This is a genomic window from Pseudonocardia tropica (genome assembly GCF_040105315.1).
Lineage (GTDB): Bacteria > Actinomycetota > Actinomycetes > Mycobacteriales > Pseudonocardiaceae > Pseudonocardia > Pseudonocardia alni.
In genome coordinates, this window is the sequence record NZ_JBEDNP010000006.1 from 272,822 (window position 1) to 297,516 (window position 24,695).

Annotated in this window: 25 protein-coding genes and 1 pseudogene; 10 read left to right on the top strand and 16 right to left on the bottom strand. The window is 73.8% G+C overall.

The genetic code is table 11. The annotated features are described in order from the left end of the window. Positions 1 to 177 precede the first annotated feature (177 nt). The 5 genes from WHI96_RS12810 to WHI96_RS12830 all read left to right on the top strand — a co-directional run bounded on the left by WHI96_RS12810 (position 178) and on the right by WHI96_RS12830 (position 4,509). A complete protein-coding gene (locus WHI96_RS12810) occupies positions 178 to 1,002 on the top strand; it encodes an SAM-dependent methyltransferase (RefSeq protein ID WP_349302382.1) in 825 nt (274 codons plus the stop codon). 57 nt (positions 1,003 to 1,059) lie between these two features. Further along, on the top strand, positions 1,060 to 2,199 hold the full coding sequence (locus tag WHI96_RS12815) for a serine hydrolase domain-containing protein (RefSeq protein ID WP_345648778.1): 1,140 nt from the start codon (positions 1,060 to 1,062) through the stop codon (positions 2,197 to 2,199). A gap of 11 nt (positions 2,200 to 2,210) precedes the next feature. Continuing rightward, positions 2,211 to 2,639, top strand: coding sequence for a VOC family protein (locus WHI96_RS12820; RefSeq protein WP_345648776.1), 429 nt, complete (start codon positions 2,211 to 2,213; stop codon positions 2,637 to 2,639). A gap of 86 nt (positions 2,640 to 2,725) precedes the next feature. After that, positions 2,726 to 3,988, top strand: coding sequence for an FAD-dependent oxidoreductase (locus WHI96_RS12825; protein WP_345648773.1), 1,263 nt, complete (start codon positions 2,726 to 2,728; stop codon positions 3,986 to 3,988). A 20-nt stretch (positions 3,989 to 4,008) separates the two neighbouring features. Next, a complete protein-coding gene (locus tag WHI96_RS12830; RefSeq protein ID WP_226357614.1) occupies positions 4,009 to 4,509 on the top strand; it encodes an Lrp/AsnC family transcriptional regulator in 501 nt (166 codons plus the stop codon). 318 nt (positions 4,510 to 4,827) lie between these two features. Here WHI96_RS12830 and WHI96_RS12835 read toward each other — a convergent pair. The 6 genes and pseudogenes from WHI96_RS12835 to WHI96_RS12860 all read right to left on the bottom strand — a co-directional run. Then, positions 4,828 to 4,968: pseudogene (locus tag WHI96_RS12835) on the bottom strand (DUF3500 domain-containing protein); the annotation flags it as partial. After that, positions 4,965 to 5,138, bottom strand: a complete 174-nt coding sequence (locus WHI96_RS12840; protein ID WP_345648766.1) for a hypothetical protein — start codon at positions 5,136 to 5,138, stop codon at positions 4,965 to 4,967. The gene WHI96_RS12840 and the pseudogene WHI96_RS12835, both read right to left, overlap by 4 nt. A 179-nt stretch (positions 5,139 to 5,317) precedes the next feature. Beyond that, positions 5,318 to 7,216, bottom strand: a complete 1,899-nt coding sequence (acs, locus tag WHI96_RS12845; protein ID WP_345648763.1) for an acetate--CoA ligase — start codon at positions 7,214 to 7,216, stop codon at positions 5,318 to 5,320. A gap of 52 nt (positions 7,217 to 7,268) precedes the next feature. Further along, positions 7,269 to 8,357: a DUF3500 domain-containing protein gene (locus WHI96_RS12850; RefSeq protein WP_345648760.1), complete on the bottom strand. Its 1,089-nt coding sequence runs from the start codon at positions 8,355 to 8,357 to the stop codon at positions 7,269 to 7,271. Between the two features lie 27 nt (positions 8,358 to 8,384). Then, positions 8,385 to 9,080, bottom strand: a complete 696-nt coding sequence (locus WHI96_RS12855; RefSeq protein WP_345648758.1) for a response regulator — start codon at positions 9,078 to 9,080, stop codon at positions 8,385 to 8,387. Next, complete coding sequence (locus WHI96_RS12860) at positions 9,077 to 10,204, bottom strand: sensor histidine kinase (protein WP_345648755.1); 1,128 nt, start codon at positions 10,202 to 10,204, stop codon at positions 9,077 to 9,079. Before WHI96_RS12860 ends, WHI96_RS12855 begins: the two co-directional genes overlap by 4 nt. A 203-nt stretch (positions 10,205 to 10,407) precedes the next feature. On the opposite strand from WHI96_RS12860, the gene WHI96_RS12865 reads away from it, so the two are divergent. Next, positions 10,408 to 10,677, top strand: a complete 270-nt coding sequence (locus tag WHI96_RS12865) for a hypothetical protein (RefSeq protein WP_345648753.1) — start codon at positions 10,408 to 10,410, stop codon at positions 10,675 to 10,677. A gap of 84 nt (positions 10,678 to 10,761) precedes the next feature. Continuing rightward, the gene (locus WHI96_RS12870) at positions 10,762 to 11,109 is read left to right on the top strand and encodes a hypothetical protein (protein WP_345648751.1); all 348 of its coding nucleotides are present in this window, start codon (positions 10,762 to 10,764) and stop codon (positions 11,107 to 11,109) included. Here the strand turns inward: WHI96_RS12870 and WHI96_RS12875 are convergent. From WHI96_RS12875 to WHI96_RS12895, 5 genes are read right to left on the bottom strand one after another with little or no spacing between them, the layout of a single operon-like run. Continuing rightward, positions 11,082 to 12,062: a GlxA family transcriptional regulator gene (locus WHI96_RS12875; RefSeq protein ID WP_345648749.1), complete on the bottom strand. Its 981-nt coding sequence runs from the start codon at positions 12,060 to 12,062 to the stop codon at positions 11,082 to 11,084. The genes WHI96_RS12870 and WHI96_RS12875 overlap by 28 nt on opposite strands. Continuing rightward, entirely contained in the window at positions 12,049 to 14,436 is a 2,388-nt protein-coding gene (locus WHI96_RS12880) for an ATP-binding cassette domain-containing protein (protein ID WP_345648746.1), read from the bottom strand. Before WHI96_RS12880 ends, WHI96_RS12875 begins: the two co-directional genes overlap by 14 nt. A gap of 24 nt (positions 14,437 to 14,460) precedes the next feature. After that, the gene (locus WHI96_RS12885; RefSeq protein ID WP_226357626.1) at positions 14,461 to 14,880 is read right to left on the bottom strand and encodes a VOC family protein; all 420 of its coding nucleotides are present in this window, start codon (positions 14,878 to 14,880) and stop codon (positions 14,461 to 14,463) included. Positions 14,881 to 14,885: 5 nt separating this feature from the next. Next, complete coding sequence (locus tag WHI96_RS12890) at positions 14,886 to 15,329, bottom strand: helix-turn-helix transcriptional regulator (protein WP_345648741.1); 444 nt, start codon at positions 15,327 to 15,329, stop codon at positions 14,886 to 14,888. Further along, positions 15,326 to 16,087, bottom strand: coding sequence for an alpha/beta fold hydrolase (locus WHI96_RS12895; protein WP_345648738.1), 762 nt, complete (start codon positions 16,085 to 16,087; stop codon positions 15,326 to 15,328). Before WHI96_RS12895 ends, WHI96_RS12890 begins: the two co-directional genes overlap by 4 nt. A gap of 73 nt (positions 16,088 to 16,160) precedes the next feature. Between WHI96_RS12895 and WHI96_RS12900 the strand changes: the two genes are divergently transcribed. From WHI96_RS12900 to WHI96_RS12910, 3 genes are all read left to right on the top strand, one after another. Next, the gene (locus tag WHI96_RS12900) at positions 16,161 to 17,105 is read left to right on the top strand and encodes an NAD(P)/FAD-dependent oxidoreductase (protein WP_345648735.1); all 945 of its coding nucleotides are present in this window, start codon (positions 16,161 to 16,163) and stop codon (positions 17,103 to 17,105) included. Positions 17,106 to 17,114: 9 nt separating this feature from the next. Then, on the top strand, positions 17,115 to 17,351 hold the full coding sequence (locus WHI96_RS12905; RefSeq protein ID WP_345648732.1) for a zinc ribbon domain-containing protein: 237 nt from the start codon (positions 17,115 to 17,117) through the stop codon (positions 17,349 to 17,351). A gap of 252 nt (positions 17,352 to 17,603) precedes the next feature. Further along, positions 17,604 to 18,866 (top strand): HNH endonuclease, encoded by a 1,263-nt coding sequence (locus WHI96_RS12910; protein ID WP_345648729.1) that lies wholly within the window; start codon positions 17,604 to 17,606, stop codon positions 18,864 to 18,866. Positions 18,867 to 18,937: 71 nt separating this feature from the next. Here WHI96_RS12910 and WHI96_RS12915 read toward each other — a convergent pair whose 3' ends face one another. From WHI96_RS12915 to WHI96_RS12935, 5 genes are all read right to left on the bottom strand, one after another. Further along, positions 18,938 to 19,942 carry an ABC transporter ATP-binding protein gene (locus WHI96_RS12915; protein WP_226357631.1) on the bottom strand — a complete coding sequence of 335 codons (1,005 nt, stop codon included), beginning with the start codon at positions 19,940 to 19,942 and terminating at the stop codon, positions 18,938 to 18,940. Further along, positions 19,939 to 20,913 (bottom strand): ABC transporter ATP-binding protein, encoded by a 975-nt coding sequence (locus WHI96_RS12920; RefSeq protein WP_345648725.1) that lies wholly within the window; start codon positions 20,911 to 20,913, stop codon positions 19,939 to 19,941. Before WHI96_RS12920 ends, WHI96_RS12915 begins: the two co-directional genes overlap by 4 nt. After that, positions 20,910 to 21,848 carry an ABC transporter permease gene (locus WHI96_RS12925; RefSeq protein WP_345648722.1) on the bottom strand — a complete coding sequence of 313 codons (939 nt, stop codon included), beginning with the start codon at positions 21,846 to 21,848 and terminating at the stop codon, positions 20,910 to 20,912. The genes WHI96_RS12920 and WHI96_RS12925 overlap by 4 nt, the downstream gene beginning before the upstream one ends. Further along, complete coding sequence (locus WHI96_RS12930) at positions 21,841 to 22,767, bottom strand: ABC transporter permease (RefSeq protein WP_345648719.1); 927 nt, start codon at positions 22,765 to 22,767, stop codon at positions 21,841 to 21,843. Before WHI96_RS12930 ends, WHI96_RS12925 begins: the two co-directional genes overlap by 8 nt. Before the next feature lie 99 nt (positions 22,768 to 22,866). Then, positions 22,867 to 24,471 carry a peptide ABC transporter substrate-binding protein gene (locus WHI96_RS12935; protein ID WP_345648716.1) on the bottom strand — a complete coding sequence of 535 codons (1,605 nt, stop codon included), beginning with the start codon at positions 24,469 to 24,471 and terminating at the stop codon, positions 22,867 to 22,869. Positions 24,472 to 24,695 lie beyond the last annotated feature (224 nt).

Here is a 24,695-nt window from a genome sequence, read left to right on the forward strand (position 1 = left end):
TCCGCAGGTCGTCAGCGGTCTCGATCACGGGTCACTCCCGGACGGTGACGGTGCGTGCCCGTCGGACCGGTCCGCTACGGTGGCCGCACCGGTGATCGGCACCACGACGGGCGCCGTCCGGGCACCCGACCGACGACCCGGCGCGACGGCGCCGACGACGCAGTGAGGACTCCGCCGATGGCCCAGCCGACCGAGGGTCGCGCTCCCGCGTACATCGACACGACCAAGGCCAGCATCGCCCGGGTCTACGACTACGCGCTCGGCGGGAAGGACAACTACGAGGTCGACCGGGAGACCATCGAGCGGGTCCGCAAGGTCGCCCCCGAGGTCAACCAGCTCGCCGTCGACAACCGGGCGTTCCTGATCCGGGCGGCGCGCTTCGTCGCCACCCAGACCTCCATCACCCAGTACCTGGACTGCGGCTCCGGCCTGCCGACCGCGGAGAACACCCACCAGGTGGTCCAGCGGCTGCAGCCCGAGGCCCGGGTCGCCTACGTCGACAACGACCCGACCGTCATCGCGCACGGACAGGCGCTGCTGGAGGACAACGAGTTCACCCGCTTCTCCGCAGCGGACATCCGCGAGCCGGAGACGGTGCTGGCCGACCCGGCGGTGCAGGGCTTCCTCGACCTCGACCAGCCGATCGCGCTCTTCCAGATCGGCACCATCCACCACTTCGACGACGCCGTGGACCCGCAGGCGATCATGGCGCGCTACGTCGAGCGCCTCGCCCCCGGCAGCGTCGTCGCGATCGCCCACTTCTTCGATCCGGAGAACGCCGACAGCGAGCTGGCCCGGCGGATGGAGCAGGTCTTCGTCCACAGCCCGATGGGCAGCGGCCGGTTCCGCACGCACGCCGAGATCAGCGGCCTGTTCCCCGGGCTCGAGCTGGTCGACCCGGGCATCGTCCCCTGCTACCGGTGGTGGCCCGACGGCCCGCAGCTGCGCACCGAGGACCCGGTGCAGCGCTGCATCGTCGGCGGGGTCGGCATCAAGCGATGAGTTCGCGGGGCCGCCGCGGTCGGACGGGGTGAGACCCACCGACCCCGGGAGGCCATCGTGCCCGTCACCCTGGACCGCACCGCCGCACTCCTGCACGACGCCCTCGACGCCGGGCGCGTCCCGGGACTGGTCGCCGCCGTCGACGACCCCCGGCACGACCCCCGGCACGGCACCGGGGTGCACGTCCTCGGCGACGACGGCGCCGGACACCCGCTGCGCCGCGACACGATCGTCCGGATCGCCTCGATCACCAAGCCGGTCGTCGCGGTCGCCGCGCTCGCACTCGTCGAGGACGGGATGCTGGACCTCGACGAGCCGGTCGCGGCGTGGCTGCCGGAGCTCGCCGCGCCGCGGGTGCTGCGCCACGAGGCCGCCGCACTCGACGACACCGTCCCCGCGCGCCGGCCGATCACCCTGTACGACCTGCTGACCTACCGCTGCGGGATCGGGATGATCCCCCGGTTCTCGTTCGACCTGCCCGTGCAGTGCGCCACCGCCGGGCTCGGCAGCGACGGGCCGCCCGGCAGCTACCCGCTGCCCGACCCCGACACCTGGACCGCACGGCTCGCCGCGGTACCGCTCGTCGCGCAGCCGGGATCGCGCTGGCTCTACCAGACCAGCGGCGACCTGCTCGGCGTCCTGCTCGCCCGTCGCTGCGGGACCGACCTGCAGACCGTGCTGGCCGAGCGGGTGTTCGACCCGCTCGGCATGCGCGACACCGGCTTCTCGGTGCCCGTCGCCGACCGGGACCGGTTCGTCCCGCTGCTGGCCGCCGCACCCGGCGGGGGCTTCACCGTGACCGACCCGGTCGACGGCGCGTGGGCGGCCCCGCCGGTGTTCCCGTCCGGGGGCGGCGGCCTGGTCTCCACCCTGGACGACCTGCTCGCCTTCACCCGGGCCCTGCGCGGGGGCGGCAGCCCGGTCCTGTCCCCCGGCGCCGTCGCCGAGCTGACCACCGACCGGCTGAGCGCCGCGCAGCGGGCCGGTGCCGCCCCGTTCCTCGACGACGGCTGCGGCTGGGGCCTGGGCCTGGCCGTCGAGGGCGGCGGCCGCTACGGCTGGGACGGCGGCCTGGGCACCGGGTGGCGCTCCGACCCGTCGACCGGGGTGATCTCGCTGCTGCTGACCCAGGTCGTGTGGGACGGGCCCGAGGGACCCGCGCTCCTGCACTCGTTCCGCGCCGCGGCGCACTCCTGAGAGGACCCACCATGGACTGGACGCTCGAGGTCGTCGTGCTGCCGGTGTCGGATCTCGACGCCGCGGTCGCCTTCTACCGCGACCGGGTCGGCTTCGACCTGGACCACGACACCCGCACCGAGCACATGCACGTCGCCCAGCTGACACCGCGGGGCTCGGGCTGCTCGATCGTCGTCGGCTCGCTGCCGGCGCAGAACGAGATGGCGCCGGGTTCGATGCGCGGGCTGCAGCTCTGCGTCGCCGACGCCCGGGCCGCGCGCGACGAGCTGGTCGGGCGCGGGGTGGAGTGCAGCGAGGTGATGGTGCTCGACGAGCGCGACGGCGGCACCTTCTTCGGCTTCGCCGACCCCGACGGCAACACCTGGGCGGTGCAGGAGCTGCGGGTCCGCGGTGACCGGCCGCTGATCCCGGAGTCGGCGCGGGGCCGCTTCGGCGGCTGAGGACACCCGGTCACACCGGTTGCGGGGCGGTCCCCGGGGGCGCATACTCGTCGTAATTCAACGATAGTTGAAATGGGGTGGGTGCGATGTCGGAGCGGACGACGTGCTGCGTGGTCGGGGGCGGCCCGGCCGGGATGATGCTGGGGCTGCTGCTGGCCCGGGCCGGGGTCGAGGTGACCGTCCTGGAGAAGCACGGCGACTTCCTGCGGGACTTCCGCGGGGACACCGTGCACCCCACCACACTGGACCTGCTCGACGACCTGGGGCTGGGCGAGCGGTTCGCCGCGCTGCCGCAGAGCCGGGTCGACGAGGTCGTGATCCCCGACGAGCGGGGCGGCGCGCAGCGGGTCGGGAACCTGTCCCTGCTGCGCCGGGTCGGGGTCCGCCACCCCTACATCGCGCTCGTCCCGCAGTGGGACCTGCTGAACCTGCTCGCCGAGGTCGCCGCCGACGAGCCCGCCTTCCGCCTGCGGCTCGACACCCGGGCCACGTCGCTGGTCCGGGAGAACGGGCGGGTCGTCGGCGTCCGGTACGCGACGACGACCGCGCCCGGTGCGGAGACCACCGGCGAGATCCGGGCCGACCTCACCGTCGCCTGCGACGGCAGGCACTCGGTCCTGCGGGCCGGGTCCGGCCTGCCCGTGACCGACTACGACGTCCCGTTCGACACCTGGTGGTTCCGGCTGCCGCGCCGCCCCGAGGAGCAGCGGGCCACCCTGCGCCCGAGGATCGGGAAGGGGCGCTTCGCGGTGGTCATCCCGCGCGAGGGCTACTACCAGATCGGCTACCTCGCCCCCAAGGGCGCCGACGCGCGGCTGCGCGCCGCGGGCGTCGAGGCGTTCCGGGCCGACATCGCCGACCTGATGCCGGAGTACGCCGACCGGGTCGACGAGATCGCGACGATGGACGAGGTGAAGCACCTCGACGTGAAGCTCAACCGGCTGCGCCGCTGGCACGTCGACGGCCTGCTCTGCATCGGCGACGCCGCGCACGCGATGTCCCCGATCGGCGGCGTCGGGATCAACCTCGCGATCCAGGACGCGGTCGCCGCCGCGACCCTGCTCGCCGCCCCGTTGCAGCGGGGCACCCTCAACGAGCGGGACCTCGGCCGGGTCCGCAACCGCAGGCTGCTCCCGACGGTGCTGGTCCAGGGCCTGCAGCGGATCATGCACCGCAACATCGCCGGCCCGGCGCTGGCGGGACGGCTCGACGGTCCCCCGGCTCCGCTGCTGCGGCTGATGCGCGCGGTCCCGGCCGCCCAGATCGTGCCCGCCTACCTGGTGGGCGTGGGCTTCCGGCCGGAGCGGGCCCCGGACTTCGCCCGCCGCGAGCCCGTCCCGGCCGGCTGAGCCGCGGCTAGGCTCGCCGGGTGCTGTCCCTGGACGCCCTCGACGTCGACCTTCTCGCCGCGCTGCGCGACCGGCCGCGGGCCGGGGTGCTGGAGCTCTCGCGCACGCTGCGGGTCGCCCGCGGGACGGTGCAGGCGCGACTGGACCGGCTGGAGCGTGCCGGTGTCGTCACCGGGTACGGCCCGGACGTCGACCTCCCGGCGGCCGGGTACGGCGTGCAGGCGTTCGTGACGCTGGAGATCGCGCAGGGCGAGCTGGGCGACGTCGCCGCCGAGCTCGCCGCGCTGCCCGCGGTCACCGAGGCGTACGCGACGACCGGCTCGTCGGACGTGCTGTGCCGGCTCGCGGCGTCGTCGCACGAGGACCTGCAGGACACCCTGCTCGCGCTCGGCCGCTCACCGCTGGTGGCCCGCTCCACCAGCGTGGTGGTGCTGTCCACCCTGGTCGCGCCGCGCTGGCGGCCGCTGCTGGAGCGCGACCACCGCGAGGGCCCGAGCCGGGCGCCCGCCTACCGGGACTGACCGGCCCCGTGGTCCGACGGTGCCTGCGCCGCGGCGGCCGGGGCACGATCCCCCGGTGTCGAGGACGGTGATCGTGGACGTGGCGGTGGCGGCGTCGCCGGTCGGGGCGGCGGGCCTCGTGTGGTGGCCCGGCCCGCCACGACCGCGTGCGCGCGCTCGCCCGGCAGGCGGCCGAGCGCGAGGCACCGGGAGCGCTGCGTGTGCCGTCGGTGCGGGTGCTCGACGCGGCCGACACCGTCCGGCCGGGGCCGCCCGGTCCCCGCCGAAGCGCCGGCCCCAGGTCCCGGTGTCCCCCGGCTCGCCGAAGACGCGCAGGTGGTCCATCTGCGGGTTCCGGCCGCGGGTCCGGTCGAACAGCGTCACGGAGCCCTCGGTGTGGTCGAGGACGTTCTCCAGCCCCGTCACCGTCGCGACGGTGACGGAGGCGGCCCGCGACAGCCCGGACACGACCGGCGTCATGGCGGCGCGCTGCTGCGGCGGGAGCTGGTCGTGGAAGGTGAGCCCGCCGTGGTCGGTGGGGTGTAGAACCAGCGGCGGCGCTCGGCGTCACCGGTCGGGGCGTGCCCGACGGCGACCTCCCGCTGCGCCGGGTCGAGGGTGCCCAGCCAGGCCGGCGCGGCCCCGGCCATCGCGACCGCCGTCTCCCGGGTGTCCGCCGCAGTGAGCAGGTCGCGGTCGGTGGAGCTGAGGGCGGAGCTCGAGAAGCTGATCGAGCCGACGTCGGAGGAGGACGGCTACGTCGACTACGACCTCCACCAGGGCTCGACGGCGAGCTCGTGATCCAGAAGCTGCGCCGCGTCGCCTGACCTCAGCCCTGCCGGTACCCGGCCGCCAGGTCCGCGAAGGCGGCCGGGTCCACCAGCGACGTCGTGTCGCCGGGCTCGCGCCCGGCGGTCACGTCGAGCAGCAGCCGTCGCATGATCTTGCCCGAGCGGGTCTTCGGCAGCTCCGCGACGAGCACGACCTCGCGGGGCCGGGCGACCGGCCCCAGCTCGCGCGCGACGTGCGCCCGGAGCTCCGCTGCGAGGCCCTCGGTGGGGCCGTCGGTGACCGTCACGAACGCGACGGCGGCCTGCCCGGTCGTCGCATCCGGTGCCCCGACCACGCCCGCCTCGGCGACCCGCGGGTGCGACACCAGCGCCGACTCCAGCTCGATCGAGCCGAGCCGGTGCCCGGAGACGTTCATGACGTCGTCGATCCGGCCCTGCAGTGTCACGTAGCCGTGCTCGTCGACGACGGCGCCGTCGCCCGCCTTGTACCAGCCCTGCTCGGTGTAGTCGGCGAAGTAGGACGCGCGGAACCGCTCCGGGTCGCCCCACACGGTCCGCGCCATCGACGGCCACGGCCGGTCGATCACCAGGATGCCGCCCTCGCCGGGGTCGCAGGTCCGCCCGTCGCGGTCGACCACCCGCACCGAGAGTCCCGGCAGCGGCCGGGTCGCCGAGCCCGGGACCAGCGACGTCACGCCGGGCAGCGGCGCGCAGATCGCCGCGCCGGTCTCGGACTGCCACCAGGTGTCGACGATCGGGCAGCGGCCGCCGCCGATCTCGGTGTGGAACCAGCGCCAGGCCTCGGGGTTGATCGCCTCGCCGACCGTGCCGAGCAGCCGCAGCGACGACAGGTCGTGTGCCGCGGGCACCTGCGGGCCCCACTTCATGTAGGTCCGGACCAGGGTGGGCGCGGTGTAGTACACGGTGACGCCGTACCGGGCGATGATCTCGAAGTGCCGGCCCGGCCCGGGGGTGTCCGGGGTGCCCTCGTAGATCACCTGCGTGACGCCGTTGGACAGCGGGCCGTAGACCTCGTAGGTGTGCGCGGTGACCCAGGCGAGGTCGGCGGTGCACCAGTAGACGTCGTCGGGCTTGTGGTCGAAGCACGCCCACGCCGTCCAGGACGCCTGGGTGAGGTAGCCGCCCATGGTGTGCAGCAGGCCCTTGGGCGTGCCGGTGGTGCCGGAGGTGTAGACGAGCATGAGCGGGCTCTCGGCGGGGTGCGCCTGCGCCTCGTGGACCTCCGGTGCGGTGTCGACGACGTCGTGCCACCACACGTCGCGCCCGGGGGTCCAGTCGACCTCCGAGCCGGTCCGCCGGATCACCAGCACGTGCTCCAGCGAGTCCAGCCCGGCCGCGGCCTCGTCGGCGTTCGCCTTGACCGGGACGGCCCTGCCTCGCCGGTACTGGCCGTCGGTGGTGACGAGCAGCTTCGCCGACCCGTCGGTGAGCCGGAACCGCAGCGCCGAGGCGGAGAACCCGCCGAAGACCAGCGAGTGGACCGCCCCGATCCGGGCGCAGGCGAGCATCACGACGACGGTCTCGACCAGCACCGGCAGGTACACCACGACGACGTCGCCGCGCCCCACCCCGAGCGCGGTCAGCGCGTGCGCACAGCGGGCGACCTCGCGCTGCAGGTCGGCGTAGGTGACGGTGCGCCGGTCCCCCGGCTCACCCTCCCAGTGCAGGGCGACCTTCTCCCCCGCACCGGCCTCGACGTGCCGGTCGACGCAGTTGCGCGCGACGTTCAGCGTGCCGTCGGCGAACCAGGTGACCTCGGGCCAGCGGCTGCCGTCGTAGCCCTGCTCGGGCGCGCGGTCCCACTCCAGGCGCCGGGCCTGCGCGCACCAGAACGCCTCCGGGTCGGCGGCGGCCTCGTCGTAGGCCGCCGCGGTGACGTTGGCGTGCGCGGCGAGCTCGGGCGGGGGCGGGTACATGCCCCGATCCTCACCGCCGGATCCCGTGGGGCGCAGGCCTTCGTGAGGGGACTCACCGGTGGGCGAAGGCCCGGTGGTGGTCGTCGAGCAGGTCCACGCCGAAGTCGTTCTCCGGGTCACGCCACACCGAGTGCGCGTGGTCCGCGCCGTCCTGGGTGTTGTCCCACTCCAGCAGCAGCCGCGGCCCCTGCAGCCGGTGGTAGTGCGGCTCCCCCGCCTCCAGCGACCCCGCCCAGGCCAGGTGCACCTCGTCGAGGGCGGCGTCGTCGTCGTAGCGGCCGGCGGGTGAGACCCCGGCCGGTGCCCGGTCCAGGTAGGCCGAGAGCAGGCGGCGCAGCAGGTCGCGGCCGCGGTCGTCGAGCGCGCTCGCCGGGACACCGCGCGGCGCGCCGGTGAGGGTGACCGTCTCGGTGCCGTCGACCGGGTCCACCGGTCCGGGCGGGCTCTCCCGCCGGATCGCCGAGGTCGGCAGCGGCCGGTCGCCGGGCGCGACCAGCGGCCGGTTCGCCGTCACCAGGTCCGGCGGGGCCGCGGAGGACAGGACCGCGGCCCCGGCGAGCTCGGGCGGGAGCCCGCGGACGATCTCCCGCGCCAGGTCCTCGGTCGGCCCGAGCGGGCGCGCGACACCCCCGCCGAGCAGGGGCGTCGCCGCGGGGTTCGCGCCGAGGAAGCACGGCGTGGCCGCGGCCACCCGCCCGTCGACGACGAGTGCGTTCACCGACACGTGGTGCCCGCCGAAGCGCCAGCCCCAGGTGCGCGCGCCCGGATCACCGAACACCCGCAGGTGGTAGAGCGCCGGGTCCCGGAACCGCTCCCGGTAGGGCCGGGTCGGCCAGTCCTGCGTCCGGTCCAGCACGTTCTCCAGACCCATGACCGTCGCCACGGTGGCGTAGCCGGCCTCGGAGAGCCCCGAGGCGACCAGCCGCATCGCGCGCTGCTGCTGGACCCCGGTCTGCGCGGCGAGGGTCGCTCCTCCGTGGTCGGTGGGGGTGTAGAACCAGCGACGACGCTCGGCGTCGGCTCCGGCGTCGCCGGTCGGGCCGTCGCCGCGGGCGGTCGCGAGCCGGTCGTCGTCCAGGGTGTCCAGCCAGGCCGCGGCCGCGTCCGCCATCGCCGCGGCGACCGTCTCGCTCGTCGTCACACCGGCCACGCTAGTCCGCCGGACGGGTCAGTCCGTCGCGTCGCGGACGAGCAGCGCGATCTGCACCCGGTTGTCCAGGCCCAGCTGGCGCAGCAGCCGGGACACGTAGGACTTCACCGTCGCCACCGACATGTGCAGCTCGGCGGCGATGTCGGCGTTGGAGCCGCCGCGGGAGACGGCCTCGGCGACGTCGCGCTCGCGGTCGGCGAGCCGGTCGAGCCGGGCCCGGGCGGCGCGCCTGCGGTCGACCGGCCCGGCGCCGTCGCCGCGGACGATGCCGATCAGCCGCCGGGTGATCGCCGGGGACAGCACGGCGTCGCCGTCGGCGGCGGCGCGGACGGCCTCGACGATCCCCTCGGGCGCGGCGTCCTTGAGCAGGAACCCGCTCGCCCCGGCGCGCAGCGCCCGCACGACGTGCTCGTCGGCGTCGAACGTGGTCAGCACGACGACGGTCGGGGCGTCGGGCCGCGAGGTCACCTCCCGGGTCGCGGCGACGCCGTCGACGCGGCGCATCCGCAGGTCCATCAGCACCACGTGCGGCCGTCCCGCGGCGACGGCGGCGGGCACCTCGTCGCCGTCGCCGGCGTCGCCGACCACCTGGATGCGCCGTACCGGTCCGGTGCCGTCGCCGGGCAGCGCGTGCCCGTCGAGCATCACCCGCAGCCCGGAGCGGACGAGCGGGTCGTCGTCGACGAGCAGCACCCGGATCGCGGTCGCGGTCATCCCGTCTCCTCCCGCCACGGCAGCACCGCGCGCAGCAGGTGGCCCGACGGCGTCGGGCCGTGGATCAGCGTCCCGCCGGCGAGGGTCTCGACCCGCTCGCGCAGCCCGACCAGGCCGGTCCCGGCGCCCCCGGGTGTCGGACCGGCCACGGACGGCCCGGAGGTGACGGTGACGGTGAGGTCGCGGCCGGGTCGCCCGTCGAGGGCGACCTCGACCCGGGCCCCGGGTGCGTGCCGGGCGGCGTTGGTCAGTCCCTCGCGGACCACCCGGTGCACGACCCCGGCCAGCGGGCGCCCCGGCGGGGACACCGTCAGCAGCGCCGTCGACCGGAGGCGGACGTCCGCGCCGACCGCGCGGGCCTCGGCGACGAGCTCCTCGACCGCGCCGAGGTCGTCGACCTCGTCGGGCACGTCGCCGGTGGGCTCGTGCAGCACCTGGACGATCGTGCGCAGGTCCTCCATCGCGCGGTGGGTGGTGTCGCGCAGCACCCGCGCGGTCTCGCGGACGGTGCGGGCGGGCAGGTCCCCGCGCAGCGCCAGCGCCCCGGCGTGCACCGACAGCAGCGACAGCCGGTGCCCGAGCCGGTCGTGCATCTCCCCGGCGATGCGGCGCCGCTCGTCGGCGCGGGCCTGCTCCTCGCGCACCGCGCGCTCGGCCTCGGCGCGGGCGAGCCGCTCGCGCAGGTCGTCGACCATCGCGCGGCGGATCCCGGTCAGCAGACCCGCGGTGACCGAGATGGCCTGGAACGCGACGGCTCCGCCGAGCAGCACGAGCACCGTCGGCCCGTCGGGGACGTCGCGGTACAGCGTGACCGCGGCGGTCCCGACCGCCAGGGCCAGCACCGGCAGCGTCTCCACCGCGCGGCGCCGGGTCGCGATCACGAACACCCCGACCAGCGGCAGGTAGGTGGCGACCGGCGAGACGAGCGGGCCGAGCACGGCCAGCACCGCGAACACCCGCGGCGCCCGGTAGCGCACCGCGATCGCGCCGATCATCAGCAGCCCGACGACGAGCAGCGTCCACTGCAGCACCCCGGCGGTGGCGTGGGTCTCGGCGACGGTGAGCCCGGTGGCGAGCACCGCGACCACCAGCACGGCGGAGATCACGGCGGGGCGGACCGGCACACGTCGACCATAGGGGGCGGACCGGCGCCGTCCAGCATGTTTCCGCTCGATCGGGACGGCCACCGGTCCCCTCCCGTCTCCCGACCCCCCGGGATCGACGGTCACCCTGCCGGGCGGCGCGACGGTGGCGCACCCGCCGAAGGTCGTGCGTACCGCGACCGAAGTCGCCGGGCCGTGTCACCCGGAATGAGTACGATTCGGACATGCCGGAACCGCACAGCCACCGCGAGAGCGGGCAGCACGTCATCGAGCACGCGCTCGACCTCCTCGAGGCGGCCGACCGGGCGCAGGACTATCCCCAGGCGACCGACGGCCACACCGCCGCCACCGCCTATGCGGTGAGCGCGCTGTACCAGGAGATGCGCCACGGCGACGACCAGCTCGCGGTGCTGATCTCCGCGGTCCAGGAGCAGACCGCGGTGCTGCGCGAGATCCGGGACTCGTTGCGGGACGGGGCCCGTACCGGGGGGTGATGAGGTAGCGGGCCGGCCCGATCCGTTCGCGAGGGGGCCCGCGGGCCACTCCCGGTCCGGCCGGGTGCGGCCGAGCATCGGGGCATGTCCTCTCCGAGCTCCCCCTGTGCCGCCGCCGTCGTCGCGGTCGGCGCGCTGCTCGTCGTCGTGAACGTCCCGCCGTCCGCCGCGCTGGTCGTCGGCGCGGTGACCGTCGCCGTCGCGGCCGGGGCGGCCCGGCTCGTGGGGCCGCTCGCGCTGGCCGTGCCGCCGCGCACGGTCGCGGTGCGGGCCGCGGCGGTCGCCGTCGTGCTCCTCGGCGGGCCGCTCGTCGCGGCCGCCGCCCTGGGTCCCGGTGCGGTGCCGCTCGTCGCCGCGGTCGTCGCCGCGACGCTGTTCGCCGCACCCCTGCTCGTCGCGCGGGCTCAGCCGCCGCGGAAGGTCCGCCGGTAGTGCAGCGGGGGCACCCCGAGCTCGCGGCACACGTGCCGGCGCAGCGCCGTCGCCGTGCCGAACCCGACCTCGTCGGCGATCCGGCCGACCGGGAGGTCGGTGGTCTCGAACAGCTCCCGGGCCCGCTCGACGCGCCGGCGCAGCAGCCACCCGAGCGGGCTCTGCCCGGTCTCCTCCCGGAACCGGCGGGTCAGCGTCCGCACGCCGACGTGCAGCGACGCGGCCAGCTCGGCCAGCGTCCAGGGCCGGGCCAGGTCCGCGAGCATCCGCTCGCGGGCCGCGGCGGTGCCCGTGCCGGGCCCTGCGTCCGCGACCGGCCGGGCGATGTACTGCGCCTGGCCGCCCTCCCGGTAGGGCGGGACCACGGTCCGGCGGGCGACGTCGTTCGCCACGGCGGCGCCGAAGTCGCGCCGGACCAGGTACAGGCACAGGTCGATGCCCGACGCCTCGCCGGCCGCGGTGAGCACCTCGCCCTCGTCGACGTAGAGCACCGCGGGGTCCAGGTCGACCCGCGGGAACCGGCACCGGAACGCCTCCGCCGACAGCCAGTGCGTGGTGGCGCGACGGCCGTCGAGCAGCCCGGCCTCCGCCAGCGGGAACGCGGCCGTGCAGATCGAGGCCAGCCGGGTGCCGGGGCGCAGCGACGCCAGGGCCTCCGCGAGACCGGGGTCGGCGACGACCGACGGCTCGTGGTCGTCCTGCGTCGCGAGCACGACCACGGTGTCGGCCCGGGCGAGCAGTTCCGGCCCGTGCCCGACCACGACGCGGAAGTCCGCGTCGGTCGGCACCGTCCCGGGGTGCAGCGCGCAGGTGCGCACCCGGTAGAGCGGCTCCCCGTCGGCCGACCGGGCACCGCCGAGGATCTGGTGCACCAGGCCGAGCTCCATCGGCCGCACCCCGGGGCGGACCAGCACCGCGACCTCGTGCCGCGGGGCGTCCTCAGGCGCCGACATAGGCCGCCAGGTGCTCGCCCGTCAGCGTCGACCGGTCCGCGACGAGCTCGGCGGGCGTCCCCTCGAACACGACCGCTCCGCCGTCGTGCCCGGCACCGGGGCCCAGGTCGATGATCCGGTCGGCGTGCGCCATCACGGCCTGGTGGTGCTCGATGACGATCACCGAGCGGCCGGCGTCGACGATCCGGTCGAGCAGCGCGAGGAGCTGCTCGACGTCGGCCAGGTGCAGCCCGGTCGTCGGCTCGTCGAGGACGAACGTCCCGCCCGACTCCCCCAGGTGGACCGCCAGCTTGAGCCGCTGTCGCTCGCCCCCGGACAGCGTGGTCAGCGGCTGGCCCAGGGTGAGGTAGCCGAGCCCGACGTCGGCGAGGCGCTCCAGGATCCGGTGCGCGGCCGGGGTGCGGGCCTCGCCCGCCCCGAAGAACTTCTCCGCCTCGGCCACCGGCATGGCGAGGACCTCGCTGATGTCGCGCCCGCCGAAGGTGTATCCGAGCACCGAGGCGTCGAACCGGCGGCCGTCGCAGACGTCGCAGGTGGTGGCGACGCCGGCCATCATCGCCAGGTCGGTGTAGACGACACCGGCGCCGTTGCAGTTCGGGCAGGCGCCCTCGCTGTTGGCGCTGAACAGGGCGGGCTTGACGCCGTTGGCCTTGGCGAAGGCCTTGCGGATCGGTTCGAGCAGCCCCGTGTAGGTGGCGGGGTTGCTGCGCCGCGACCCCTTGATCGCCCCCTGGTCGACGACGACCACCCCGTCGCGCCCGGCGATCGAGCCGTGGATCAGCGAGCTCTTGCCCGACCCGGCCACCCCGGTGACGACGGTGAGCACCCCGAGCGGGACGTCGACGTCGACGCCGCGCAGGTTGTGCCGGTCCGCCCCGCGGATCTCCAGGTACCCGCTCGGGGTCCGCACCGACGGCTTGAGCGTCGCCCGGTACCCCAGGTGCCGGCCGGTCAGCGTGCCCGATGCCCGCAGCCCGTCGAGGTCGCCGGTGTAGACGACGTGCCCGCCGTCGGAGCCCGCCCGCGGCCCCAGGTCGACGACGTGGTCGGCGATCGCGATCGTCTCCGGCTTGTGCTCGACGACGAGCACGGTGTTGCCCTTGTCGCGCAGGCGCAGCAGCAGGTCGTTCATGCGGGCGATGTCGTGCGGGTGCAGGCCGATGGTCGGCTCGTCGAAGACGTAGGTGACGTCGGTCAGCGACGACCCCAGATGCTTGATCATCTTGGTGCGCTGGGCCTCGCCGCCGGACAGCGACCCGGACGGCCGGTCCAACGACAGGTAGCCGAGCCCGATCTCGACGAACGAGTCGAGCGTGTGGCGCAGCGAGCCCAGCAGCGGGGCCACGGTCCTGATGGTCGAGCTCCGCTCCGCTCCGTCTCCGTCGGCCCGTTCGAGGTCCCGGACCCAGTCGGCGAGGTCGGAGATCTGCATGGCGCAGGCGTCGGCGATGGAGACGCCCCGGATCTTCGAGGAGCGGGCGAGCTCGGACAGGCGCGTCCCGTCGCAGTCCGGGCACCGCCGGAACACGATGGCCCGGTCGACGAACGCGCGGATGTGCGGCTGCATCGCCTCGCGCTCCTTGGCCAGGAACGACTTCTGGATCCGCGGGATCAGCCCCTCGAAGGTGACGTTGATGCCGTCGACCTTGATCCGGGTGGCCTCCTTGTAGAGCAGTGCGTTCAGCTGGGGCTTGGTGAAGCTGCTGATCGGCTTGTCGCCGGGGAAGAAGCCGGAGTTGGCGAAGATCCGGCCGTACCAGCCGTCGACGGAGTAGTTCGGGATCGTCAGGGCGCCCTCGACGATCGACTTCGACTCGTCGTACAGGGCCGTGAGGTCGAAGTCGGACACCGAGCCGCGGCCCTCGCACCGCGGGCAGGCACCGCCGACGATCTCGAACTCGCGCCGCTCCTTGACCTGCTGGCCGTTCTTGCGGACGGTCACCGCGCCGGAGCCGCTGATCGTCGCGACGTTGAACGAGAACGCCTTCGCCGGGCCGGCGTAGGGCTTCCCGAGCCGGCTGAACAGGATCCGCAGCAGCGCCCCGACGTCGGTGGCGGTGCCGACGGTGGAGCGCACGTCCCCACCCATGCGCTCCTGGTCGACGATGATCGCGGTGGTGAGGCCGTCGAGGACGTCGACGTCGGGGCGGCCGAGGTTCGGCATGAAGCCCTGGACGAACGCGCTGTAGGTCTCGTTGATCATCCGCTGGGACTCGGCGGCGATCGTCGAGAACACCAGGGAGCTCTTGCCCGAGCCGGACACCCCGGTGAACACCGTGAGCCGCCGCTTGGGCAGCTCGACGGAGATGTCGCGCAGGTTGTTCTCGCGCGCACCGTGCACGCGGATGAGATCGTGGCTGTCGGCTGCGTGCATGGTGAATCCCCCGTCCGGCCCGTGTCAGGGCCGCTGCTGGATGCGGACCATCGTGCCCGCAGGGTCGCGGAAGGCACAGTCGCGCACCCCGTACGGCTGGTCGACCGGTTCCTGGACGACCTCGGCCCCGCTCGCCTGGAGCCTGTCGAACGCGGCCTCCAGGTCGTTACTGGCGAGCAGCACGGCGGTGTAGGTGCCCTTGGCCATCATCTCGGTGATGGTGCGGCGCTCGTCGTCGGTGACGCCGGGGTCCACCGCGGGCGGGGCGAGGACGATCGAGACGTCGGGCTGCCCGGGCGGACCGACGGTCAGCCAGCGCATGGTGCCCTGGCCGACGTCGAGGCGGACCTCGAAGCCCAGGCCGTCGCGGTAGAAGGCGAGCGAGGCCTCGGGGTCGGTGTGCGGGAGGAATCCGGCGTGGATGGTGATGGCGGGTTCGGTCATGACGCTCACGCTAGGGAGGTCGCGGGTCCCGGTGCTTCTCGATTCCTGACCGGTCGGGTGACCTGCTTGGCGACGCACGCCGGGAGCCCCGGTGTGCCGTCCCGGGCGGCGCGCCTGTACGCCGACGGCGGCATCCCGACGAGCTCGGTGAAGCGGGTGCTGAACGTGCCGAGCGAGGAGCAGCCGACGGCGAAGCAGACCTCGGTGACGGTGAGGTCACCCCGTCGCAGCAGCGCCATCGCACGTTCGATCCGCCGGGTCATCAGGTAGCTGTAGGGCGACTCGCCGTAGGCCCTGCGGAACGCCCGCGACAGGTGCCCGGCCGACACGTGCTCGGCGCGGGCGAGCTCGGCGACGTCGAGCGGACGCGCGTACTCACGGTCGATCCGGTCCCGGACCCGGCGGAGCCGGACGAGCTCGCGCAGGTGCCCGTCGTCGCGGTCGCTCACCCGAGGAACTCCCGCAGCAGCGCCGCCACCTCGGCCGGGCGTTCCAGGTAGACCATGTGCCCCGCGTCGACGGGGGCGACGGTCAGGTCCGCGCCGAGCGCGGCGCGGCAGGCGGCGAGCCAGTCGTCGGAGACGTAGTCGGCCCGGCCGGCGGGGACGACCAGCGTCGGCAGACCCGCCGGTGGGACGACCGCCGGGCGCGCCATCTCCGCCCACGCGGCCACCAGGGACGCCTGGCTCAGGCGCCAGCGCCAGGCGCCGTCGCGCCGTTCGAGATGCTCGTCCACCTCGGCGTCGACGAGCGCGCCGGGGACGTCGGCCCAGCTCCCGGCCTTGGCCGCGCGTGCGGCGTCGCGGGTCGGGAACGTGACGTCGGCGCGGGTGTACTCGGCCGCGTCGAGCATGTCCTGCGGGTCCAGCCCGAGTGCGGGGTCGAGCAGCGCGAGCCGGTCGACGCGGTCGGGAGCGGTCCGCGCGAGGTGCGTGGCGACGGCGCCGCCGAAGGAGTGCCCGACGACGGCGGCCCGCCCGACCCCGTCCGCGTCCAGCACCTCCACCAGGTCCGCGACGTGGCGTTCCAGGTTCCACGGCGGCGTCCACGGCGAGCGTCCGTGCCCGCGGACGTCGACGGCGATCCACCGCAGCCGGGGCAGCTCCGCGAACAGCGGTCGCCAGCGCAGACCGTGGCCGGTCACGCCGTGGACCGCGAGGACCGGCGGCCCGGCGGGGTCGCCGGCGTGGTGCACGTGCAGGGACATGCACCCATTCTGCACGTTGCCGGTCCGGCAAGGAAACTTGCTGATACGTGCGGCAGCTCGTCAGGGTGGGGACATGGACACAGCACACCGCCACGACGTCGTCGTGATCGGCGGCGGCCCGGCCGGACTGAACGGGGCCATGATGCTCGCCCGCTCCCTGCGGTCGGTGGTCGTCGTCGACTCCGGCACGCCCCGCAACGCCCCGGCCGCCGCCGTGCACGGCCTGTTCGCCCGCGACGGCGTCGCCCCGGCCGAGCTGCTCGCGACCGGCCGCGACGAGGTCCGCCGCTACGGCGGCACGCTCGTCGACGGCGAGGTCGTCGGCGCCCGCCGCACCGGCGACGGCTTCACCGTGACCCTCGCCGACGGCACCACCCTCGACGCCCGGCGACTGCTCGTCACGACCGGACTGGTCGACGTGCTGCCCGACGTGCCGGGACTCGCGCAGGGGTGGGGCGCCGACGTCGTCCACTGCCCCTACTGCCACGGCTACGAGGTGCGCGACCGCCCGATCGCGGTGCTCGGGACCTCCCCCGGCTCCGCGCACCACGCGCTGCTGTTCCGGCAGCTCAGCGCGGACGTGGTCTACGTGTCGCACACGGCGGGGCCGACCACGGAGCAGCGGGAACGCTTCGACGCGCTCGGCATCGCCGTCGTCGACGGGCCGGTGAGCGAGGTCGTGCGGTCCGACGGCGCGATCACCGGGCTGGTCACGCCGACCGGCGTGCTGGCGCGCGAGGTCGTCGCGGTGGCGCCCCGGATGGAGGCCCGCGCCGGCTTCCTCGCCGAGCTGGGCCTGGTCCCGGCCGAGCACCCGAGCGGGATGGGGCAGCACCTCGTCGCCGACGCGACGGGCCGCAGCACGGTCGAGGGCGTGTGGGTCGCGGGCAACATCACCGACCTGACCGCGCAGGTGGGGGCCGCGGCGGCCGCGGGGGCGTTCGCGGGGGCCGCGATCAACGCCGACCTCGTCGAGGCCGGGGCGCTCGCCGCGCTGCGGGAGGTGGCACGCCTCTAACCTGGGGGCGTGCTGGTCATCTTCGGGCTGTCCCGCAAGGAGCGCCCGCTGGGCCTGGTCGCGCTGGGCTGCGGGACCTGCGGTCACGCGGGTCCGCAGCCCGCCGTGCACCGGAGGACCCGGTTCACGCTGTTCTTCGTGCCGGTACTGCCGCTGCGCAGCCGCTACGAGATGCGGTGTCCCGTGTGCGGGGCGGGGCGGACCCTGTCCCGCGACGACGCCCGGCGGCACGGCGCGCGGACCTGAGGAGCGCCCTCCCCCGCGGCACGGCGGCACTCCCCTACCGCCATGCCGCGGCTCGGTCCATCGGCCGCGACGCGAGCCTCATCGACCGGCTGGGTCCACCTCGACGCGGTAGCCCACCGGCTCCAGCCGCATGACACGTCAGCGGTCCACACCGAGGCCGCAACCAAGGCAGGACCGTCGTCGCAGCTCAGGAGTTCGCAATTGCGAACGGAAACTTGGTGTTCGAACACCAGTTCGAGTAGTATGGGTGGCGTGACCGCGACCCAGGAACCACCCGCCCACGCCACCGGCGTGCACGCGGGTGGGTTCCCCTCCGGTGACCTCACCCTGCTCCGGTTCCTCGTCGAACAAGCCCTCAGCGCCGACCCTTCCGCGTCGTCCGAGTCGGAGCTGATCGACCAGATCCAGGAGATCGAATCCCTCCAGGCCTCCCTCGCCGCACTGCAGTCCACCCGCATCCGGGCCTTCGCCCGCAGCCACGTGGAGAACGCCCCGAGCGACCTGGATCCCCAGAAGCTCCACCGCAGCGTGATCGCCCAGATCCAGCTCGCCTGCCGGGTCTCCACCACCGAGGCCCGCACCCGGGTGGCCAACGCCCGCGACCTGCATTCCGGGCTCGACCGGATCCGTGGCCTGCACCGAGCTGGTGAACTCAGCGCAGCGAAGGTCTCCGCGATCGCCGTCGAATGCCGCGACCTCGACACCACCCAACGCGCGCAGGTCGACGCCCGCCTCGCCACCAACCGGGACCTCACCCGGTACGGCATCGGGCGCCTGCGTGCGATGACCCGGCGTCTGGTCGCCGAGATCGCCCCCGACCGGTTCCGCGCCCGCGTCCACGCCGCCAAGGCCGAACGCCGAGTGACACTGCGCCCGGCACCGGATGCGATGAGCTACCTCACCGCCTACGTCCCGGTCGAACAGGGCGCCGCCTGCCTGGCCGCACTACAAAAGGCGTTCGTCGAGGTCCAGGTCGACCCGCAGACGCTGACCCGCACCCGCGGCCAGGTCCTCGCCGACACCCTCGTCGAACGCGTCACCGGACAGGCCACCGCGACCGCAGTGAACCTGGAAGTGCAGGTCACCGTCCCCGTGCAGGCCCTGCTCGACCCGCAGTCCCCGCTGCCCGCCGAGATCCCCGGCTTCGGACCGGTTCCGGTCGATCTGCTCGCCACCTCCGAGGGCGCCAAGTCCCTGCGCAGACTGGTCACCGATCAGGGCCTGGTCATCGGCGGGGACTCCCGCAGACGTACCTTCACCGGACTGCTCGCCACCCTGGTCAAGGCACGCGCCGGGAACCGGTGCACCGAGCCCTACTGCGACGCTCCCGTCCGTCACGTCGACCACATCCGGCGGGATGCCGACGGCGGGCGGACGGAGCTGGAGAACGGGCGTGGGGTGTGCGAATTCCACAACCACGTCCGCGAACAACCCGGATGGCACGTGGCCCGAGCCCCCGACGGGACCGTCGTCACCACCACTCCGACCGGACACACCTACCGCGGGCCGGACTGATCGCGGCGTACCCGATCGCCCGGTGCCGAGGCGGTGTCCGCGGGGCCCGGCCGTCCGCTCCGTCCGCTGCCTCAGGTCGGCAGCAGGTACTCCTCGCTGGCGTGGTGGCACGCGCTCGGATGGTGCCCACCCGGCCGCGTCACCAGCGGCGGCTCCTCGGTCGCGCAGATGTCGGTGGCCTTCCAGCAGCGCGTCCGGAACCGGCAGCCGCTCGGCGGGTCCACCGGGCTCGGGACGTCACCGGTGAGCCGGATCCGCTTGCGCCCTTCGCGGACCGACGGGTCGGGCACCGGCACCGCGGAGAGCAGCGCCTGGGTGTACGGGTGCGACGCCCGGGTGTAGATCTCCTGCTCGGTCCCGAGCTCCACCATCTTGCCCAGGTACATCACGCCGACCCGGTCCGACAGGTGCCGCACGACGGACAGGTCGTGGGCGATGAAGATGTAGGACAGCCCGAACTCGCGCTGCAGGTTCCCGAGCAGGTTCATCACCTGCGCCTGGATGGACACGTCGAGTGCGGACACCGGCTCGTCGCACACGATGATCTCCGGGCGCAGCGCGAGCGCGCGGGCGATCCCGATGCGCTGCCGCTGCCCGCCGGAGAACTGGTGCGGGTAGCGGTTGACGAAGTCGGGGTTGAGCCCGACGACGTCGAGCAGCTCCTGCACCTTCGCCCGCCGCTCCCCCTTCGGCGCGACCTCGGGGTGGATCTCGAACGGCTCCCCGACGATGTCGGCGACCGTCATCCGCGGGTTCAGCGACGTGTACGGGTCCTGCAGCACGATCTGCATCTGCCGGCGCAGTGCCCGCAGCTCCGCCCCGCGGCGGGCGAAGATGTCCTCGCCGTGGAAGCGCACCGAGCCCGACGTCGGCGGCTCCAGCCGCATCAGCACCTGGGCCAGGGTCGACTTCCCGCAGCCGGACTCGCCGACGATGCCCAGCGTCTCGCCCTTGTTCAGCGAGAACGAGACGCCGTCGACGGCGCGCACGTGGCCGACGGTGCGCTTGACGACCGCACCGACCTTCACCGGGAAGTGCTTGACGAGGTCGTCGACCTCGAGAACGGGCTCGCTCATACGAGGTCCTCCGCGAACAGGCACGCCGACGCCCGCGCTCCGGGCAGTGGGATCAGCGGCGGGTCGGTCCCGAGGCAGCGCTCCACCGCACGCGGGCAGCGCGGGTGGAACGGGCAGCCGTCGGGGATGGCGGTGAGCGTCGGCGGGAGCCCGGTGATCGCCCGCAGCTCGGTGCCCTTGCTGTCCAGCCGCGGGATCGAGGCGAGCAGCGCCTCGGTGTAGGGGTGGGCCGGGTTCGCGAAGAGCTGGTGCACGTCGCCCTGCTCGACGATGCGGCCCGCGTACATCACCGCGATCCGGTCGGCGACCTCCGCGACGACGCCGAGGTCGTGGGTGATGAGGATCAGCCCCATCTCCCGCTCCCGCTGGATGTCGGCGAGCAGGTCCATGATCTGGGCCTGCACGGTGACGTCGAGGGCGGTCGTCGGCTCGTCGGCGATGAGCACGTCCGGGTCCAGCGCCAGCGACATCGCGATCATGACGCGCTGGCGCATCCCGCCGGAGAACTCGTGCGGGAAGTTCGTGACCCGCTGCGCCGCCCCGGGGATCCCGACGAGGTCGAGCAGTTCGACGGCGCGGGCCCGCGCGTCGCGCCTGCTCATCCCGCGCCGCGTCCGCAGCTGCTCCCCGATCTGGAACCCGACGGTGAACACCGGGTTCAGCGCCGACAGCGCGTCCTGGAAGATCATCGCGACGTTCTCGCCGCGCAGCTCGCGGCGCCGTTCCTCGGTCGCGGTGAGCAGCTCCTCGCCGCGGTAGCGGACCGAGCCCGCGGTGACGGTCGCGGGCGGGGTCGGCAGGATGCCCATCACCGTGTTCGCGGTGACCGACTTCCCCGACCCGGACTCCCCCAGGACGGCGAGGGTCTCCCCCGCGTGCACCTGGTAGCCGACGCCGTTCAGCACCCGGGCGACGCCGTCGCGGGTGCGGAACTCGACGTGCAGGTCCTTCACCTCGAGCAGCGGGGTCATGACCGGCCCTTCGGGTCGAACGCGTCGCGCACGGCGTCGCCGAGCAGCACGAAGGCCAGCACGGTGACGACGAGGAACGCGCCGGGGAACAGCAGCAGGTGCGGCGAGGTCCGCAGGTAGCTCTGCGCCTCGCTGATCATCACGCCCCAGGAGACGACGGGGTCGCGCAGGCCGACGCCGAGGAACGACAGCGTCGCCTCCGCGCCGATGAACGCACCGAGCGCGATCGTCGCGTACACCATGACGGGCGCGATGGTGTTGGGCAGCATGTGCCGCCGGATGATCCGCCACGGGCTCGCGCCGAGCGCGCGGGCGGCCTTGACGTAGTCCTGGTTGCGGGCGGCGATCGCGGCGGACCGCATGATCCGCATGACGATCGGCCAGGACAGCAGCCCGATCGTGCCGATCACCAGGCCGCTGATGCCGATCACGCTCTGCCCGACCGACGCCCGGAAGGTCGACAGCACGACGATCGCGCCGAGGATGAACGGCACACCGAAGAAGACGTCGGCGACGCGGGCGAGCAGCGAGTCGACCCAGCCGCCGGCGAACCCGGCGATCAGGCCCATGACGGCGCCGACGAGCACGACCGCCGTCGTCGCCAGCACACCGACCACGATCGAGACGCGGGTCCCGTAGACGGTGCGGGCGTACACGTCGCGGCCGAGGTGGTCGTAGCCGAACCACGCCTGGGCCGACGGGTCCTGCCGGGCCCGCGACAGGTCGCCGAGGGTCGGGTCGACCGAGGTGAACAGCTGCGGGAACGCGGCCATGACCAGCAGGAACGTGATGAGGCTCGCCGCGACGAGGAACAGCGGGCGACGACGCAGGTCGTGCCAGGCGTCGCCGCTGAGGCTGCGGGTGCGGGCCGACGCCTCGGCGGTGCCGCCGGTGGCGACGGGCTTGTCCGCGGTGGCGGTGGTGGGGTCAGTCAAGGCGGATCCTCGGGTCGAGCAGCGCGTAGGTGACGTCCACGACCAGGTTCGCGAGCAGGTAGACGATCACCAGCAGGACGACGACGCCGGTGACGACCACCCCGTCGAGCCGCTGGATGGACCCGAAGATCAGCCCGCCGATCCCCCGGATGTTGAAGATGCCCTCGGTGACGATCGCCCCGCCCATGAGCGTGCCGAAGTCCGCGCCGAGGAAGGTGATCACCGGGATCGCCGAGTTGCGGGTCAGGTGGACGCCGACGACCCGGCGCCGGGTCAGGCCCTTCGCGGTCGCCGTGCGGACGTAGTCGGCCCGCAGGTTCTCCGCGATCGACGTCCGGGTCAGCCGGGCCACGTAGGCCAGCGACAGGCTGCCGAGCACGTAGCCGGGCACGATCAGGTCCAGGAAGCCGGGGTTCGCCGGGACGGTCGGCGGGATCAGGCCCAGCCGCAGCCCGAGGACGGACTGCAGCACGTAGCCGGTGACGAAGACGGGCACGGCGACCAGGAACAGGGTCGCGGTGAGCACCACGTTGTCCAGGAACCCGCCGGGCCGCAGCCCGGTGAGCACACCCGCGGTCAGGCCGATGATCGCCTGGATGACCAGCGCCACGAGGGCGAGCTGGATCGTGACCGGGTAGGCGTTCGCGATCAGCGTGGAGACCTCCTGGCCACGGAAGTTCTCCCCGAAGTCGCCCCGCACCAGGTTGCCGAGGTAGGTGGCGTACTGGACGAAGATCGACCGGTCGAGCCCGTACTCCTCCCGCATGCGTTCGACGAACGCGGGCGGGCACGCCTGGTCGCCGCACTTGCCGGCGAGCGGGTCGCCGGGCAGCGCCCAGACCATGAAGTAGATGAGGAACGTGGTGCCGAGGAACACCGGCACCAGTTGCAGGAGTCGTCGCAGGACATAGCGCCCCACGGGTCACCTCCGGGTTCGGGTGCCCGGCGGTTCGCGCCGGGCACGTGCACCGGCGGCCGGGTGGTCACCCGGCCGCCGGTGGGTGGTGGTGGAGCGGCGTCACTCCTGGACGGTCACGGTCTCCAGGTCCAGCTCACGGCCGTAGGTCAGCTCGACGTTCTGCAGGCGCGGCGACCAGCCGAACTGCGCGGACTGGTCGTTGATCGCGACGGCCGGCATGTCCTGGATCAGGACGCGCTCGGCCTCGGCCCACAGCGCGTAGGCCTCCTCGGCGGTGGCGGCGGTCGAACCCTGGTCGACCAGCGCGTCGAAGCGCGGGTTGGTGTAGCCGCTGTTGTTGTTCGCCGCGCCCGTCGTGTACTGCGGCCGCAGGACGTAGTCCATGGTCGGGGTCGAGGCGACCCAGCCGGAGCGGAAGATGCCGGTGAGGCTCTCGGCCCGGCGCTGGTCCAGGAACTCCGAGAAGGTCGGGACCGGTACGAAGTTGCACGGCACGCCGAGGGTGTTGCTGATGCTGACGCAGGCGGCCTGCATCCACTCGCGGTTGATCGCGGAGTCGACGTTGGAGATCAGCTCGATCGGGCCGGTGAAGCCGGAGGCGTCGAACTGCTGCTTGGCCCGCTCCGGGGAGAAGGTGCACAGCTCGCCGCACTGGTCGTCGACCTTGCCGGGCACGCCCTCGGGGATGAAGCCGGTCGCCGGCTTCACGAGTCCGTTGTAGACGTTGTTGATGATCGCCTCGCGGTCGACGGCCATCGAGATCGCCTGCCGCAGCTGCGGGTCGGCGTAGCGCTGGTCGTAGATCGGGAACGTCATCGTGTTGGTGCCGGCGTAGGGCTGGTTGCCGTTCCGGTTGGCGAGGTCCTGCTGGTACAGGTTGTCGATCAGGAACGAGCCGGGGATGGTCTCGAGGAAGTCCAGGTTGCCGCTGACGACGTCCTGGTAGGCGGCCTCGCTGTCGGCGTAGAACCGGAACTCGACACCGCCGACCCCGACCGGCTGCTCGCCGCCCCACTCGTCGTAGCGGGTGACGGTGACGTTCTGGTCGGGCACCCGGGACTCGTAGCGGAACGGGCCGTTGCCGACCGGGTTCGCCTCGAACGCGGCCGGATCGGCGAAGAACGACTCGGGCATCGGGTAGAACGCGACGTCACCGAGGGTGTTGACGAACACCGGCGACGGCGCGGTCAGCGCGACGGTGAAGGTGCGGTCGTCGACGACCCGCAGGCCGGACATGGCCTGCGCGGTCGGCTCGCCCTCGTCCGGGTTGACCTGGTCGAACCCGGCGACGCCTGCGAAGAACTCCGAGCTGGACTGGGCGTTGGTCTTCAGCGCGACGTAGTTCCACGCGTCGACGAAGCTCTTCGCCGTGACCGGCGTGCCGTCGTGGAAGGTCCAGCCCTCCTTGAGGCGGATCGTCCAGTTCTGTGAGTCGGTCGACTCGATGGACTCGGCGACCTTGTTCTCCGGCTCGCCCTGCTGGTTGTAGTCGACCAGCCCGGACCACAGCGCGTCGAGGATCTTGCTGCCGCCGACCTCGCGGGTGTTGCCCGGCAGCAGCGCGTTCTCGGGCTCGGTGCCGTAGACCGAGATCGTGGGGGCGCCCTGGGCGTCGCCCGTGGTGCCGCCTCCCCCGCCGCCACAGGCGCTGAGCACCAGCGCGGAGGTCAGGGAGAGCAGCGCCGCGACTCGAGTTGATCGCATCAGAGTCCTGTCTGTCCGGGACGGCCGCGCCCCGCGTGGTGTGCAGGCGGCCGGTGCGGTTCGGTGGTGGGTCGCACGGTAACCACAGCATCCCGGTTCTCCGGTTACGAATCCATTGCGCCCGCCTCCATTGCGTCGGGCAACACGGAATTGCGCGCGACCGTCGGTGATCGGATCGCGACGTCACGTCCGGCCTGATCCTCACGGAAAACACATCAGCGCAG